Below are 13,233 nucleotides of genomic sequence, written 5' to 3'. Positions count from 1 at the left end.
AGGAAGAAGGCGGTCGTCACACCCCGTTCTTCACCAACTATCGCCCGCAGTTCTACTTCCGCACCACGGACGTGACCGGCATCGTCCACCTGAAGGAAGGCGTCGAGATGATCATGCCCGGCGACAACGCCGAGCTGAACGTCGAACTGATCACCCCGATCGCCATGGACCAGGGCCTGCGCTTCGCCATCCGTGAAGGCGGCCGCACCGTCGGCGCCGGCGTCGTCGCCAAGATCATCGAGTAATCGATAGTCTGACCTAGTCGCGTAACAGAACGGCCCCCGGAGCGATCCGGGGGCCGTTTTGCTGTCTGGGTTGGAGTGTCGGGGGGCTTCGCCCGGGCCGGCGTGCGAATCAGGACGCCGGCTGGTCCTTCGCCCCGTACCGCATCCGACTCAGGGCATCGCTCACCTTGCGGAACGGCGCCTCGAAATCCTTGCCGGCCTTCCATTTCTCGAAGGCCATGACGTTTTCGATTCGGCGGGCGACGAAGGCCTCGGCCGGTTCACGACCGTCGAACCAGCGCATCGTCAGGGCGGGGATCAGGATGCCCGACAGGATGGTGCGCTTCGAATAGTGGTTCCAGTCGGTGGTCTCGTCGCCGGCCCAGCGCCACAGGTGGTCCGCGCTCTCCCAGGCCAGTTTCAGCCCCAGGTCGGCGTTGGTCGGCAGGGCCAGGAAGGCGGCGCACCGACGTGTGGCCTCCAGGTCGGCGGCGCCGGCTTCCATCCGTTCGGACACGGCGCGGGCGATTCGCTCGCGAATCTTCAAGGACTTGGCGTCGATCGCGCCCAGAGCCTCAAGCGCACGGGCGTCATGGCGGCGCGACAGCAGGGCGGCCAGATCGCGTGCGCCATTGGGCAGCAGCAGTTCCTCGTCGCCACGCGACAGGCCGCAGGCCTCGCAGGATTCCCGCACGAGACGGGCGTTCCAGCCCAGGGCAGGGGCGCGCGCGACGGCCGCATCCAGCACGGTCTGTTCGGTCCGGTCGGCCCAATCGTCGTTCTGTGTCATGGGCGGATCATACGCCCGTCTCATCGGGCTTTCGAGCCTCGAAGAATGGTTGCGACGAACTGGACAGGCGCGGTCTGCTCGTGTATCAGCGCGCCTTCATCCGGGAGCCCAACTTTCGGACGACGATTTTATTTTGTTCGCCCGTCTCCCTCACAGGACGCGGCGGGCGGCCAAAGGAGAGTTCAACCTGGTACAGATTTTCGTTCGCGATAATAACGTCGATCAAGCGCTAAAAGCCCTCAAGAAGAAGATGCAACGCGAAGGCAGCTTCCGTGAAATGAAGCGCCACGTGCATTACGAAAAGCCGTCGGAAAAGCGCGCCCGTCAAAAGGCCGAAGCTGTCCGCCGCGCCCGTAAGCTGGCCCGCAAGCGCGCTCAGCGCGAAGGCCTGCTGCCCCCGCCGAAGCCGCGGGTTCCCGGCCCCGGCGCCGCTGGCGGCAGCCGCTAAGGCTCAGGCTCAGGCCAAAAGATTCAAGGCCGCCTCCGCAAGGAGGCGGCCTTTTTCTTTGTCTCCTCCCGGCAAAGCGGGGGCGTGCTCAGCTCCGGCCGGTGATGGCTCGGCCGAAGCTCTTCCAGCTCAGTTTGACGTCCGACAGGGCGCCGGCCCGGAAGGCGCGGCCGGCGATCCAGACCATCAGGGCCGCAGTGGCGAACATGCCGATCAGGGTCAGGACGATCTCGATCAGCGGCGGATCGCTGGGCGCCCGCGCGCTCATCAGGAAGGGCGTGAAGAAGGGGATCCACGACAGGACCTTGACCACCGGAGCGTCGGGACTGGTCAGGGCCATCTGCATGACCAGCATGGGCACGACCAGGATCATCATGATCGGCCCCATCAGGGTCTGGGCGTCGCGCGGAGTCTCGCAGAAGGCGCCGATGGCCGCGAACAGGACCGCGTACATCAGATAACCGCCGACCATATAGGCGATGAAATAGAAGACCAGGCCGTCGTTCATCAACACCTGCCCGACCGTCGCCGCCGTCTCGGGCGAGGCGGATATCAGGCCGAACGCGCCGATCCCGCCCCAGACCGCCAGCACGCTTAGGGTCAGCATCGCCACCCCCAGCACCTTGCCGGTCAGGATTTCGGTCGCCGAGGCCGACGACAGCAGCACCTCAAGGATCTTGTTCGACTTCTCCTCCATCACGCTGTTCAGCAGGATGGAGGCCCCGGTGATGACCAGCGACCACAGCAGGAAGCCGGCGCCCAGGCCGATGAAGGACGGAATGTGGTCGCGCATCGACACCTCGCCGCCGCTGGCGGCGGTGGGCGAGAAGGCCTTCACCTCGGGCCGGAAGTCCTGAACCTCGGCCGCTACGGCCGGCGCCACCCCGGCTGCGGTCAGCAGTTCGGTGCGTCTGGCGTCGCGCAGGGCGCCGCGAATGAAGCCGGAGACGTCGTTGTCGTTGGCGCGGCCGGTCCAGACCTGGGCGGCGGGCTTGCCGTCCACACGGCTCAGGAAGACGACCGCGTCCAGGCGGCGGTCCTTCGGCGTTTCCTTGTCCAGGGCCGTCTTGATGGCGGCGTCGCGGGCCGGGCCGACGGCCTCGGCGATGGCGGGCGGCGGGGCGACCAGACGGATCTTGGGGCCGCTGATAGAGGCGACGGCGCGGCCGGCGCCGGCCTGGCCCTTTTCGGCGGCTTCGCGGAGTCGTTCGGCCTGGCGGTCCAGATCGGACTGGAGCGAGGCGCGCACAGCGGCGGCCAGGCCCGTGGCGGCCGGGCCGTCCTCGATGACGGCCACCGTCTTGACCGGTTCGGCCGACTGGATCAGCAGGGGAATGCCGCCGCCCAATAGGGCGAACAACGGCAGGGCCAGCAGCGACAGCCAGAAGCCGACGGTCTTGGCGTAGGCGACATATTCGCGCCGGGCGATCAGCAGGGTGCGTTTCATTGGGCCGCCTCCGAAGGGGTGACGGCTTGATCGGGATGGTCGCCGGTCAGGCCGATGAAGGCGTCGTGCAGCGTCGGCTCCTTCAGGGCGAAGCCGCGCACGTCCAGCCCGTTCAGGAAGGCCGCCTTCAGCGTCTCCTGGCCGCCGGCGCCGGGCGCCAGGGCGATCTTCAGCCGCCGCACCCCGTCCGCGTCGGACAGGGTCTCGACCCCGGCCACGCCGGGCAGGGCCGCCGCCGCCTCGGGCGTGATGGCGCCGTCCAGATCAAGAAACCGCGGCGAGGTGGCCTTGGCCTCGTCCACCGAACCCTCGAAGGCCTTCTTGCCCCGGGCCAGCAGCACGACCTTGTCGCACAGCCGCTCGGCGTGCTGCATCACATGGGTCGAGAACAGGACGGTGGCCCCGTCGGCCGCCAGCCCACGGATCATCTCTTCCAGCCCCTGCTGGTTCATCGGGTCCAGGCCGGAAAAGGGCTCGTCCAGGATGACGAACTCGGGCTTGTGGACCACGGCGGCGATCAGCTGGACCTTCTGGGCCATCCCCTTGGACAGCTCCTTCATCTTCTTCTTCTGCGCCGCGCCCAGGCCCTGCTGCTCCAGCAAGAGTTTCGCGCGCTTCTTGCCCTCGTTCATCGGCAAGCCCTTCAGGGCGCCGAAGAAGGCGATGGCCTCGACCGGGGTCATCTTCTTGTAGAGGCCGCGCTCCTCGGGCAGGAAGCCGATCCGGTCGCGCACGAACCGTCCATTGGGCGCGCCCAGAATATCGATCCGCCCCGCGGTCGCCTCCTGCAGCCCCAGGATCATCCGCAGGGTCGAGGTCTTGCCCGCCCCGTTCGGGCCCAGGAAGCCGCAGATCGAGCCCTTGGGCACCTGGAAGCTGAGATCGCGGACGGCGTCGAACCCGCCGTACCGCTTGCTTAGGCTCTCCAGCGTCAACGCCGCCGTCATATGGTCTCCCCCCGTAGTTGCAATCAGCCTAGCAAGGCCGAAGCGGTCCAGGCCAGCCGCTTCGGCGTCGCGCCCCTACTTCAGGACGGGCAGGTCGATATAGGAGGCGTCCTCGCCCGCGTGGTGGATGGCGTTGTCGGCGATGACGCCCTGGGTTTCGGTCTCATTGGGACCGCCCGTATTCAGATTGCGGACGAATTTCGGAAAGTTGGAGCTGGTGACCTCGACCCGGATCCGGTGGCCGGGCTGGAAGGTGTTGCTAACGGTCATCGGCGTAGGTTGGACCGTCGCCACTTGGCCGGGAACCAGGGGCGTCGGCCGCGCATAGCCGTCGCGGTAGCGGGCGCGCATGATGGTGTCGCCCAGGATATAGGCCGTCCCATCCGGCGCCACGTCGACCAGCTTGACCGCGAAGTCCGTGTCCTGCGCCGACGACGACACCTTCAGCACCGCATCGATGAAGCCGGTCACCTGCATCGGCGCGGTCAGGGGCTCGGACGTATAGACCAGCACGTCGTTGCGCGCCTCGATCTGGCGCTGATCGAAGGCGCCGGCCGTGACCAGGCCGCCGTTGCAGCAGTCGCCGCCGCCGATGGTCTGGACCGGGTTCATCGGATCATAGCGATAGCGGTCCGCCGCCTCTCCAGCCGGCGGCGCCTCCAGGCTGAGGCGGCCGTCGCCGTTCAGGCTGTTGGCCTCGCCGCCCGAGCGCAGATACATCCGCACCGTCTCGACGCCCTGCGGCGGCCACTGGGCGGCGGTGCGCCACCTGTTTTCGCCCATGTTGAAATACTGGACATGCGGCGTCGTGGCCGGGAAGGCGCGGGCCTCGCCCTTCAGCCAGCGGTCGAACCAGGCGGCGACCAGGGCGTCGCTGTCGAAGCTGGCGTCGCCCAGTGGCCGGTCGCCCGAGCGGTAGTTCGGCCCCAGGCCGCCAAAGGCGCAGTGGTTGTTCGGCCCCACCACAACATACTGGTTCTCGGCCGCCTCGCGATCCTGGGTGGTCGTGCGGGCGTGGTTGAACAGCTCCATGTTCGGGCCGATGGAGACGTCGTACCAGCTGTTGAACCACAGCGACGGCACGCCCCAGCCCATGTCGTCGTGATACAGGCCCCCCTCGCGCCAGGCGGGATCGTCCGGCGTGCGCGCGATCAGGTCCTCGAAGGTCGCCGGCGGCTCGCCCAGGTCCTTGAGCATTTCATTGACGGGCAGATGGCGGATCTGGTTGGGCCATTTCACATCAGGCTTCTTGGCGTCCAGGTCGTTGTAGCGGACGATGCGGGCGCGGGTTTCCGGGTCCAGATCGCCGGGGATCTGGGCGCGCTCGGGATTGTCGGTGTCGTACAGCCAGACGAAGAACAGGTTGCGGGGCACGCCGCCGGTGTACCAGTTGCCCTGTTCCTGGAACCGGCCGACCTTGCCGATGCCGGCGCCGGACGCCTGGGGCACCATGGCGGCGTGGGCGGGGTGGTTCTGGGCCGCCAGGGCCAGCTGCCATTCCGCCGAGGAGGAACAGCCCAGGGTGCCGACCTTGCCGTTCGACCAGGGCTGGGCCGCGATCCAGGTCAGTGCGTCGTAACCGTCGGTCTGGGGATAGCCCAGGATCTCGTATTCGCCCTGCGAGAAGTAGCGGCCCCGCTCGTTCTGCATCACCAGGGCGTAGCCCCGGCTGACCCAGGTCAGGGCGCTGCGCGTGGTGCGGGCGTTGTAGGCCAGCTCGTTATAGGGGGTTCTGATGAAGACGGTGGGCAGGGGGCCTGTGGCGCCCTTGGGCCGATAGATGTTGGTGGCCAGGCCGACGCCGTCGCGCATCGGCACCATGACGGCCATCTGCACATCGGCGATCCGGGACAGTTCCGTCTGGGCGGCCGCATCGCTGTATCGGCCGTAGTTTTCGGCCGAGGCGGCGATCGGCGCAGCCGACAAGGCGGCCGCGACGACGGCGGCGACAAATCTGTTCATATCCAGTCCCTCCACAGAAAGGGGAGGTTAGGACGATCTCGGCCCGCGTCGCAATGGATTGCCCAGACTCAGGCTTAGGCTCAGGCCTTAGCCTTCACCGCGACGTCGAAATGGCGGCCCACCACCCGGGTCGGATTCACCTGGCCGCCGTTGCGGCGCACCTCGAAATGGAGGTGGGGGCCGGTGGAATAGCCGGTGGAGCCGACCAGGCCGATGCGCTGGCCGGGCGTGACCGTGTCGCCGCTGGCCACGTCGATACGGCTGAGATGGCCATAGACGGTGCTGAGGCCGTTGGGGTGGCGGACCTCGATGAAATTACCGTAGCCGCCGGCGTCATAGCCGGTGCGGACGACCCGGCCCTCGGCGGCGGTGAAGACGGTCGTGCCTTTAGGGGCGGCGATGTCCACGCCCTTGTGCGCGCGGGCGCGGGCTTCGATCGCCAGTTTGCGCAGGCCGTAGGGCGAGTTGATCGCATAGCCGCGCACCGGGGCCGAGAAGACGATCTGGCGCATCACCGGACCGGGGGCCTCGACCTGGGCCTTGACCGGCGGGGCCACGGGGGCGGCGGCCAGGGCGGGCGGCGGGGTTTCGCGCGTCACGCCGGGGGCGGCGGCGGCGGCCAGTACGGCCACGGCGGCGAAGGCGACCGTCTGGCCGGAGTGGATCAGAAGGGTCTTGCAGCGCGCCAGGGGCGCGTCGGTCAGCAGGCGTCGCATTCGGCGGCGTCTCCAGCGTATTCACGCTCTGGATTTGAAGGCGCGGCGGCGCGGTCTCGCGGCGGCCGTCCCAGGGAGGCCGGCTTATGCCCGGCGGCTGGGGCGACTTTTGGGCCGTCGTCGGGCGGCGGATCGTCGCAGCGTCAGCCCAGGGGACGGCGTGCGATCAGATCGATCAGGGCCGAGCGGCCATGATGGCCCGAACCTTCGTCAAGATCGGCGTCATAGGCGTCCAGCGTCTCGATCTCGAAGTCCCCGAAGGCCTGGCGCAACAGGTCCGACGTATAGAGGTAGTCCACCTGGGGCGGCCCGCCGGTGCCGTATTCGATCTGGCGCGGCGTATAGCCGTGCAACAGGATCAAGCCGCCGGGTTTGACGGCCCTCTTCATGCCCTCGAAAATCTGGTGTCTGAAATCAGGGTCGGCGAACTGGATGAAGACAGCGACGACGGCGTCATAGGCGGCCTGGGGCCAAGCCCAGTCCTGCAGGTCCTGCACCCTGAAATCGACCTCCACCCCCGCTTCCCGAGCCAGGCTTCGCGCCTTGTCCTGACCGGACGGCGATATGTCGGTCGCCACGACGTCGTGGCCCAGAGACGCCAAATACACGGAGTTACGACCCTCGCCGTCCGCGGGCGCGAGAATCCGGCTGGCCGGTGTCAGAACCTTCGCATGGTTCAGCAGAAAGCGACTGGGGGCTGTGCCGAACACATAGTCGTCGGTTGCGGCGTAACGCGCGTCCCAGCCGGTGCTTGCAGTCGCCATGATCGTCCTCGTTATTTTGCGAGTCGTTATCAATCCTCCACGTTCGGCGCAATCCGCCGAACGGGTCAGGCGATGATGTCGGGCAGGATCTGGTCCTCGATCTTCACGATCTCGTCCTTGATGGCCAGTTTCTTGCGCTTCAGCCGGGCGATCATCAGCTGGTCGGGCACGGCGGCCTCGGTCAGGGCCTCGATGGAGGCGGAAAGGTCGGAATGTTCGAGGCGCAGCAGTTTGACGCGGGCGTGAAGCGCCGCCTCTTCCTCGCTGTATTCCGGAACGTCGTCATTCATCATGCAATCCCCGAAGCGATTATAGCCGCCGGCGTCTCAGGCCGGAAGGGCGTCGGCCAGCCGGATCAGGGCGGGACGCGGCGTGACCTGGGCCCAGACCCGCGCCGTCGCGACCAGGGCCTCGACGAGGGGGCGAGACGGGCCGGTCGGCGCCTCCGACGCCAGGGCCTCCAAGGCCTCAAGCAGATGGCGCTCCGCCAGCAGCTCCAGCGCCTTGACGCGGTCGCGCACGGCCTGGCGCGGTTCGTCGTCGATGTCGGGGATCGGCGCCTTCAGGGTGCGGCGGATCGCGCGCAGCGGCGCCACGACGACGCTGTCCCAGGCGCGGGCGGTGTCGCAGGCGGCCTCGATGGTCTCGGCGTCGGGATTTCGCCCCGTGGCGGCGATCCAGGCGGACCACAGCAGGACCGGCACGTTCTGCTCGTGATTATCCTGTAAGGCGACGCAGGCTTCGCTGACGCCCGGCGCGGCATAGGCGGCGACCGCCCAGTCCCACAGGGATGTGGATTGAAGGACGGTCACTTCAGACCCTCCCAGCGTCGCACGCCGTTCCAGTCGAGACCGAACAGGTCCAGGGTCCGGCCGACCGACTGGTCCACCATCTCCATGATCGAGGCCGGGCGGGCGTAGAAGGCGGGCAGGGGCGGGGCGATGATCGCGCCCATCTCGGTCAGGGCCGTCATGGTCCGCAGATGACCCAGGTGGAAGGGCGTTTCGCGCACCATCAGCACCAGAGGCCGACGTTCCTTCAGCGTCACGTCGGCGGCGCGGGTCAGCAGGGACGAGGTCACGCCGGTGGCGATCTCGCTCATCGTCTTCACCGAACAGGGGGCGACGATCATGCCCAGGGTCTTGAACGACCCCGATGCGATGGTGGCCCCGACATCGGCCATCTTGTGAACGACGGTCGCCTTGGCGGTCAGGTCCGCAGGCGACAGGTCCGTCTCCTGCGACAATGTGAGCAGGGCGGCCTTGGACACCACCAGATGGCTATCGACGTCCAGGTCCTTCAGGGCGTCCAGCACCCGCGCCCCGTAGATCGCTCCGGAAGCCCCTGAAATTCCGACGACCAGTCGATAGGGAGGGTTCCGTATGGCTCCGTTCACATCATGGACCATTTTAGGGGTCAGCCTCCGTGGGTCCGGCGAGACCGGCTGTCACTGGAATGTGATTCCACAGCCTGCCAAACCGGGCGCTCACTCTACTGGTCCCTAACCTGAGGAGGCGCAAGCCATGACCATCGAGGCTCGTATTCGCGAACTGGGTAATCGTCATCGCACCCTGGATGAGACCATCCAGAAGGAGCTCACCCGTCCGTCCACGGATCCGTTGCAGGTCAGAGCGCTGAAGCAGAAGAAGCTTCGCCTGAAGGAAGAAATCACCAGTCTGGAGGCGCGGGCCCACTAGGGGCGCACGACCTCCGGAAAACGACGACGGCCCCGGAGAGCGATCTCCGGGGCCGTTTTTATAAGTCGTCATCCTCGGGCTTGACCCGAGGATGACGGAATCAGGATCAGTCCTTGGTGCCGAACACCGACGCGGCGGTCGGTTCGGCGCCGGGACGCTGGCGGGCTTCCGGCACGAACTCGGGTTCGGCCTCGACCTCTTCCACCGGCTGGATGGTGCCGCCGCCCTTTTTCAGGTCGTCCTTGGTCTTCTTGTCGGCGGCCTTCTTGACGATTTCGTCCAGCACCAGCTGGCCGACCAGGCCCAGGGTCACGGGATCGACCGGCTTGATGTTGGCGCTGTTCCAGTGGGTGCGGTTGCGCACGCTTTCGATGGTGGACTTGGTGGTGCCCAGCAGTTTGGCGATCTGGGCGTCGGTCACTTCCGGGTGGTTGCGCACGAACCAGGCGATGGCGTCCGGGCGGTCCTGGCGACGCGAAACCGGGGTGTATTTCGGCGCCGGCTTGGCCGACTTCATCAGTTCAGCGTGACGGCTGACGATCGCCTTCAGACGATAGTTTTCGTCGGCCTGGGCCTTGTCCAGTTCTTCGCGGGTCAGTTGACCGCCGGTGACGGGATCGACGCCGCGGATGTCGCGGGCCACGTCGCCGTCGGCGATGCCGCGCACTTCCAGCGGATGCAGGCCGCAGAAGTCCGCGATCTGCTCGAAGCTGAGGGAGGTGTTGTCGACCAGCCAGACCGCAGTGGCCTTCGGCATAAGAATGTCGCTCATGGGGCGTTCGTCCCGGAATGGTGGGCCGCCGAATAGGGGTTCGGCTGGCGTTGGATACGACGGCGCCCGGCCTTTCGACCGGGCGCTTATGGTTTCGATATAGGCCTATTCGCCTGAAAAGAAAACGCCGCCGAACATTCATGTACAGCCAAGGTTCATGTGCGCCGAGGCAACCTTTGCGGTAGTCGAGGCTTTCGCCTTCGGGAGAGGAGAACCAACCATGTCCATCTTACTCGCTGCGGCTCTCACGGCCGCCATGTCTTCGCCGGTCGAACCGCAACAGCAACGCGTCGCCCCGCGCGGCGGCTACGCCCAGAGCTGTTCGGAGGCCTATGTGAACCAGGGTCGGCTCTACGCTGATTGCCGCGACACGCGCGGGCAAATGCGTGGCACGTCGATCGAACTGGCCCGCTGCGGCAATGAGGATATCAACAACGACAACGGTCTGCTGGTCTGCGGCCGCTTCCGCGGTGAATACGAGGGCAATCAGCCCGGTCGTCCCGGCAACAGCGGCCCCGGCTGGGGCGGCGGCAACGGCGGCGGCTGGGGCCGGTCGTCGATCACCGTCTACGAGAACGCGAACTTCCGCGGCGCCTCGCGTGAGTTCGTCGGCGAGGACCGCAATCTAGGCCGCACCCCGTTCAACGATCGGATCAGCTCGGTCCGCGTTCAGGGCCGCTGGGAAGTTTGTACCGACGCCGAGTTCCGGGGCCGTTGCCGTATCGTTGAAGGCGACGTCCGCAATCTGAACGGCGGCTTCAACGACAGCATCTCGTCGATGCGTCCGGTGCGCGGCGGGCGCTGACTCAGGCGGTCAGCACGAACTTGCCGACGTGATCGCCCGCCTCCAGCGCGCGATGGGCGTCGGCGGCGCGCTCCAGCGGGAAGATCGCCTGCACCGGCGGCCGGACCGCGCCTGAGACCACCCACGGCCAGACCGTCGCCTCGATGGCGGCGGTCAACCGGGCCTTTTCGTCGGCGGATCGGCTGCGCAGGGTCGAGCCGGTCAGCACCAGCCGTTTCAGCATCACCCGCATCAGGTCGATCTCGACCTTGGACCCCGACAGCGAGGCGATAACCACCCAGCGTCCGCCGGCCTTCAGCGCCTTCAGGTTCAGTTCGGCGTAGTCCCGCCCCACCATGTCCAGCACCACATCGGCCCCGCCCGCCTCGGCGATGGCGGCGGCCAGATCGTCGGTTTTGGCGTCCAGGCTGACGTCGGCGCCCAGGGCGCGTGCGGCGGCGGTCTTGTCCGCCCCGCGCGAGGTGGCGATCACCGTCGCGCCGGCGGCCTTGGCCATCTGGATGGCGGTGACGCCGATGCCGCTGGTCGCGCCATGGATCAGCAGGGTCTGGCCCGCCTTCAGCCCGCCCGCCTCGAACACATTGGCGAAGACGGTGAAGACCGTCTCGGGCAGGACCGCCGCCTGCACATAGTCCAGTCCATCCGGGATCGGCAGCAGATGCCGGGCGTCCACCACGACCCTGTCGGCGTAACCGCCCCCGCCCAGCAGGGCGCAGACCCGGTCGCCGACGGCCCAGCGCGTCACGCCCTCGCCGACGGCCTCGACCTCGCCGGCGACTTCCAGCCCCATGATGTCCGAAGCCCCCGGCGGCGGCGGATAGACTCCATTCCGCTGCAACAGGTCCGGCCTATTGATTCCCGCCGCATGAACCCGAATCGTCACTTGGCCGACGCCGGCCACAGGATCCGGACGTTCCGCCAGCCGCAGCGCCTCGGCCGGTCCTGAACCGCCTTCGATCTCGATGACCCGCATAGTCGCTCCGCTTGCAATCGTCCGTGTCCGGGCGTTCAGATAGGCGCCCCGGCCGCGTGCGGCCATGGCAGAATGAAGAAAGGCGACGACGATGTTCGAGGATATCGAACCCCGCCCCCGGCGCGGCGAGGCCCTGACGGCCCTGGGGCGCGAAGATCTGGACCTCTATTCGATCGACGACCTCGAGGAGCGGATCGAGGCGCTGGATCACGAGATACAGCGCGCCCGCTCGGCCATAGAGGGCAAGAAGTCCAAGAAGAGCGCCGCCGACGCCCTGTTCAAATTTGGAGCGTGATCGCGCAGGGATCGAAACCGTGGCATGACGGTTGCAGTCCTGACGGCAAGGGCGCCGTCCTTGCCCAAAGTCAGAACAGCGTCCACTCTCCATGATGATGTCCACCATGAACCTGAGCGACACCCAGAGCACGGGCTCCAAGGCCGACCGCGGTCGCAAGGTGCAGGACTTCGCCCGCTCGGAACTGTTCGACCGCACCTTCCGCGAGGGGATGGAACTGGTCGAGGAGACCGCCGCCTATCTGGACGGCGAGGGTCGCCGGGATTCCAAGATGCTGTCCCGCGCCGCCGCCCTGGCCTATGCCGCCGAGAGCATGAAGCTGACCACACGCCTGATGCAGATCGCCTCGTGGCTGCTGGTCCAGCGGGCCGTGCGCGAGGACGACATGACGCCGGACGCCGCCTGCGAGCCGCGTTATCGCCTGAACGACCGCAAGATCGAGAGCGAACCCAGCCACGCCGAACTGCCCATCGCCCTGGTGGAATATCTGGTCCGGTCTGAAAAACTGTTCGACCGCGCGCTTTATCTGGACCGCCGCATGTATCTGGACGTCCAGGAAGAGCAGCCGCAAAATCCGGTGCTGAGCCAGCACGGTATGCTGGAAGCCGCCTTCAAGGGCTGAAGCTTATAACGCTGAACTTCTCCCTCCCCCGAGGGGAGGGAGAGGCTTGTGAGCTCTACGGCCCGACGTCGTTGACGTCGCGGCGACCGTCGTCGACCGGCTTGGGCAGGCTGACGGCGATGCCCAGGGCCTGGGCCAGCTTGTCGTCACGGCCATAGATGTCCTCGCGGAACGCCACCCGTCCCTGACCATCGACGAAGGCGGTCCAGTACAGCAGCCGCACGGAGATCTCGCGGCCGGTGGTGACGCGTGTCGTCTCGCGCGTGTCCTGGGCCGTGTCGAACTCGGCCAGCTTGACCGGGTCGGGCGACAGCAGCAGCCGCGCGAACTCGACCGCATTCTGCACCCGCACGCAGCCGTGGCTGCGCTGGCGCATGGCCAGGTTGAAGGCCGACTTGGTCGGGGTGTCGTGCAGGAAGATGGCGTAGCTGTCGCGCAGCTCGAACTTCACATAGCCGAGGGCGGCGGTCGGTCCGGCGCGCTGAATGACCATGCCGTTCGAGATGTACATGTTGTTGGCCGCCAGATAGCCGGGGCCCTTGGGCAGGATCTCGTTGCGGGCGATCGAGGCCGGGACGTACCAGGGCGGATTGGCCACCACGGAGGCGAACTGCTTCTCGAGGCTGGGGGTCTGGTTGGCGGGCGAGCCGCAGACGACCCGGTTCGAGTGAACCGGCTTGCCGTCCTTCCAGTAGACCATGATGGCGGCGGCGGTGTTGACCTCGATCCGCTCGGGCGCGACCTCGCGCTTCAGCCAGCGACGGCGTTCCA

General features: G+C 67.1%; 17 protein-coding genes and 1 pseudogene. 6 read left to right on the top strand and 12 right to left on the bottom strand.

The features are described from left to right. Positions 1-245 (top strand): annotated as a pseudogene (gene tuf, locus Q7J26_RS16565) (elongation factor Tu); the annotation flags it as partial. A gap of 109 nt (positions 246-354) precedes the next feature. Here the strand turns inward: tuf and Q7J26_RS16560 are convergent. Continuing rightward, positions 355-1,014 carry a COQ9 family protein gene (locus Q7J26_RS16560; RefSeq protein WP_304937457.1) on the bottom strand — a complete coding sequence of 220 codons (660 nt, stop codon included), beginning with the start codon at positions 1,012-1,014 and terminating at the stop codon, positions 355-357. Positions 1,015-1,201: 187 nt separating this feature from the next. Here Q7J26_RS16560 and rpsU point away from each other — a divergent pair, with 187 nt between their 5' ends. Further along, positions 1,202-1,462, top strand: coding sequence for a 30S ribosomal protein S21 (rpsU, locus tag Q7J26_RS16555; RefSeq protein ID WP_035310689.1), 261 nt, complete (start codon positions 1,202-1,204; stop codon positions 1,460-1,462). A gap of 88 nt (positions 1,463-1,550) precedes the next feature. On the opposite strand, the gene Q7J26_RS16550 is transcribed toward rpsU, so the two are convergent. From Q7J26_RS16550 to Q7J26_RS16515, 8 genes are all read right to left on the bottom strand, one after another. After that, positions 1,551-2,909 (bottom strand): ABC transporter permease, encoded by a 1,359-nt coding sequence (locus Q7J26_RS16550; protein WP_304937456.1) that lies wholly within the window; start codon positions 2,907-2,909, stop codon positions 1,551-1,553. Continuing rightward, positions 2,906-3,856 (bottom strand): ABC transporter ATP-binding protein, encoded by a 951-nt coding sequence (locus Q7J26_RS16545; RefSeq protein WP_304937455.1) that lies wholly within the window; start codon positions 3,854-3,856, stop codon positions 2,906-2,908. Before Q7J26_RS16545 ends, Q7J26_RS16550 begins: the two co-directional genes overlap by 4 nt. A 75-nt stretch (positions 3,857-3,931) precedes the next feature. Further along, the gene (locus Q7J26_RS16540) at positions 3,932-5,818 is read right to left on the bottom strand and encodes a CocE/NonD family hydrolase (protein ID WP_304937454.1); all 1,887 of its coding nucleotides are present in this window, start codon (positions 5,816-5,818) and stop codon (positions 3,932-3,934) included. A gap of 80 nt (positions 5,819-5,898) precedes the next feature. Next, complete coding sequence (locus Q7J26_RS16535; RefSeq protein ID WP_304937453.1) at positions 5,899-6,534, bottom strand: M23 family metallopeptidase; 636 nt, start codon at positions 6,532-6,534, stop codon at positions 5,899-5,901. Between the two features lie 143 nt (positions 6,535-6,677). Then, positions 6,678-7,298 carry a cyclopropane-fatty-acyl-phospholipid synthase family protein gene (locus Q7J26_RS16530; RefSeq protein WP_304937452.1) on the bottom strand — a complete coding sequence of 207 codons (621 nt, stop codon included), beginning with the start codon at positions 7,296-7,298 and terminating at the stop codon, positions 6,678-6,680. A 65-nt stretch (positions 7,299-7,363) separates the two neighbouring features. Next, complete coding sequence (locus Q7J26_RS16525; RefSeq protein WP_183194894.1) at positions 7,364-7,588, bottom strand: YdcH family protein; 225 nt, start codon at positions 7,586-7,588, stop codon at positions 7,364-7,366. A gap of 36 nt (positions 7,589-7,624) precedes the next feature. Further along, on the bottom strand, positions 7,625-8,110 hold the full coding sequence (locus Q7J26_RS16520) for a TIGR02444 family protein (protein ID WP_304937451.1): 486 nt from the start codon (positions 8,108-8,110) through the stop codon (positions 7,625-7,627). Next, a complete protein-coding gene (locus tag Q7J26_RS16515; protein WP_304937450.1) occupies positions 8,107-8,706 on the bottom strand; it encodes a UbiX family flavin prenyltransferase in 600 nt (199 codons plus the stop codon). Before Q7J26_RS16515 ends, Q7J26_RS16520 begins: the two co-directional genes overlap by 4 nt. Before the next feature lie 115 nt (positions 8,707-8,821). On the opposite strand from Q7J26_RS16515, the gene Q7J26_RS16510 reads away from it, so the two are divergent. Then, positions 8,822-8,995 (top strand): YdcH family protein, encoded by a 174-nt coding sequence (locus tag Q7J26_RS16510; protein WP_183194900.1) that lies wholly within the window; start codon positions 8,822-8,824, stop codon positions 8,993-8,995. A 106-nt stretch (positions 8,996-9,101) separates the two neighbouring features. Here Q7J26_RS16510 and Q7J26_RS16505 read toward each other — a convergent pair whose 3' ends face one another. Then, positions 9,102-9,767 (bottom strand): DUF1013 domain-containing protein, encoded by a 666-nt coding sequence (locus tag Q7J26_RS16505; protein WP_008263868.1) that lies wholly within the window; start codon positions 9,765-9,767, stop codon positions 9,102-9,104. A 220-nt stretch (positions 9,768-9,987) separates the two neighbouring features. On the opposite strand from Q7J26_RS16505, the gene Q7J26_RS16500 reads away from it, so the two are divergent. After that, positions 9,988-10,572 (top strand): beta/gamma crystallin-related protein, encoded by a 585-nt coding sequence (locus Q7J26_RS16500; RefSeq protein ID WP_304937449.1) that lies wholly within the window; start codon positions 9,988-9,990, stop codon positions 10,570-10,572. A 1-nt stretch (position 10,573) separates the two neighbouring features. On the opposite strand, the gene Q7J26_RS16495 is transcribed toward Q7J26_RS16500, so the two are convergent. Further along, positions 10,574-11,545 (bottom strand): NAD(P)H-quinone oxidoreductase, encoded by a 972-nt coding sequence (locus Q7J26_RS16495; RefSeq protein WP_304937448.1) that lies wholly within the window; start codon positions 11,543-11,545, stop codon positions 10,574-10,576. Between the two features lie 91 nt (positions 11,546-11,636). On the opposite strand from Q7J26_RS16495, the gene Q7J26_RS16490 reads away from it, so the two are divergent. Together Q7J26_RS16490 and Q7J26_RS16485 are read left to right on the top strand one after the other, a co-directional pair. Continuing rightward, on the top strand, positions 11,637-11,840 hold the full coding sequence (locus Q7J26_RS16490; RefSeq protein ID WP_008263967.1) for a DUF1192 domain-containing protein: 204 nt from the start codon (positions 11,637-11,639) through the stop codon (positions 11,838-11,840). Positions 11,841-11,946: 106 nt separating this feature from the next. After that, complete coding sequence (locus Q7J26_RS16485) at positions 11,947-12,462, top strand: DUF1465 family protein (RefSeq protein ID WP_304937447.1); 516 nt, start codon at positions 11,947-11,949, stop codon at positions 12,460-12,462. A 55-nt stretch (positions 12,463-12,517) separates the two neighbouring features. On the opposite strand, the gene Q7J26_RS16480 is transcribed toward Q7J26_RS16485, so the two are convergent. After that, positions 12,518-13,233 (bottom strand): L,D-transpeptidase family protein (locus Q7J26_RS16480; RefSeq protein WP_304937446.1); only part of this gene is annotated, 716 nt, incomplete at its 5' end.

This window comes from Brevundimonas sp. (assembly GCF_030656255.1).
Lineage (GTDB): Bacteria > Pseudomonadota > Alphaproteobacteria > Caulobacterales > Caulobacteraceae > Brevundimonas.
Note: the sequence above shows the minus strand (reverse complement) of the source record. Positions and strands in the feature narration are given on the sequence as shown.

Coding starts and splice junctions, on each gene's coding strand:
- Q7J26_RS16545 (WP_304937455.1), bottom strand. CDS start 3,856: ATGACGGCGGCGTTGACGCTGGAGAGCCTAAGCAAGCGGTACGGCGGG.
- Q7J26_RS16500 (WP_304937449.1), top strand. CDS start 9,988: ATGTCCATCTTACTCGCTGCGGCTCTCACGGCCGCCATGTCTTCGCCG.
- Q7J26_RS16490 (WP_008263967.1), top strand. CDS start 11,637: ATGTTCGAGGATATCGAACCCCGCCCCCGGCGCGGCGAGGCCCTGACG.
- Q7J26_RS16485 (WP_304937447.1), top strand. CDS start 11,947: ATGAACCTGAGCGACACCCAGAGCACGGGCTCCAAGGCCGACCGCGGT.
- Q7J26_RS16495 (WP_304937448.1), bottom strand. CDS start 11,545: ATGCGGGTCATCGAGATCGAAGGCGGTTCAGGACCGGCCGAGGCGCTG.
- Q7J26_RS16535 (WP_304937453.1), bottom strand. CDS start 6,534: ATGCGACGCCTGCTGACCGACGCGCCCCTGGCGCGCTGCAAGACCCTT.
- Q7J26_RS16515 (WP_304937450.1), bottom strand. CDS start 8,706: ATGGTCCATGATGTGAACGGAGCCATACGGAACCCTCCCTATCGACTG.
- Q7J26_RS16525 (WP_183194894.1), bottom strand. CDS start 7,588: ATGAATGACGACGTTCCGGAATACAGCGAGGAAGAGGCGGCGCTTCAC.
- Q7J26_RS16530 (WP_304937452.1), bottom strand. CDS start 7,298: ATGGCGACTGCAAGCACCGGCTGGGACGCGCGTTACGCCGCAACCGAC.
- Q7J26_RS16505 (WP_008263868.1), bottom strand. CDS start 9,767: ATGAGCGACATTCTTATGCCGAAGGCCACTGCGGTCTGGCTGGTCGAC.
- Q7J26_RS16510 (WP_183194900.1), top strand. CDS start 8,822: ATGACCATCGAGGCTCGTATTCGCGAACTGGGTAATCGTCATCGCACC.
- Q7J26_RS16540 (WP_304937454.1), bottom strand. CDS start 5,818: ATGAACAGATTTGTCGCCGCCGTCGTCGCGGCCGCCTTGTCGGCTGCG.
- Q7J26_RS16550 (WP_304937456.1), bottom strand. CDS start 2,909: ATGAAACGCACCCTGCTGATCGCCCGGCGCGAATATGTCGCCTACGCC.
- Q7J26_RS16560 (WP_304937457.1), bottom strand. CDS start 1,014: ATGACACAGAACGACGATTGGGCCGACCGGACCGAACAGACCGTGCTG.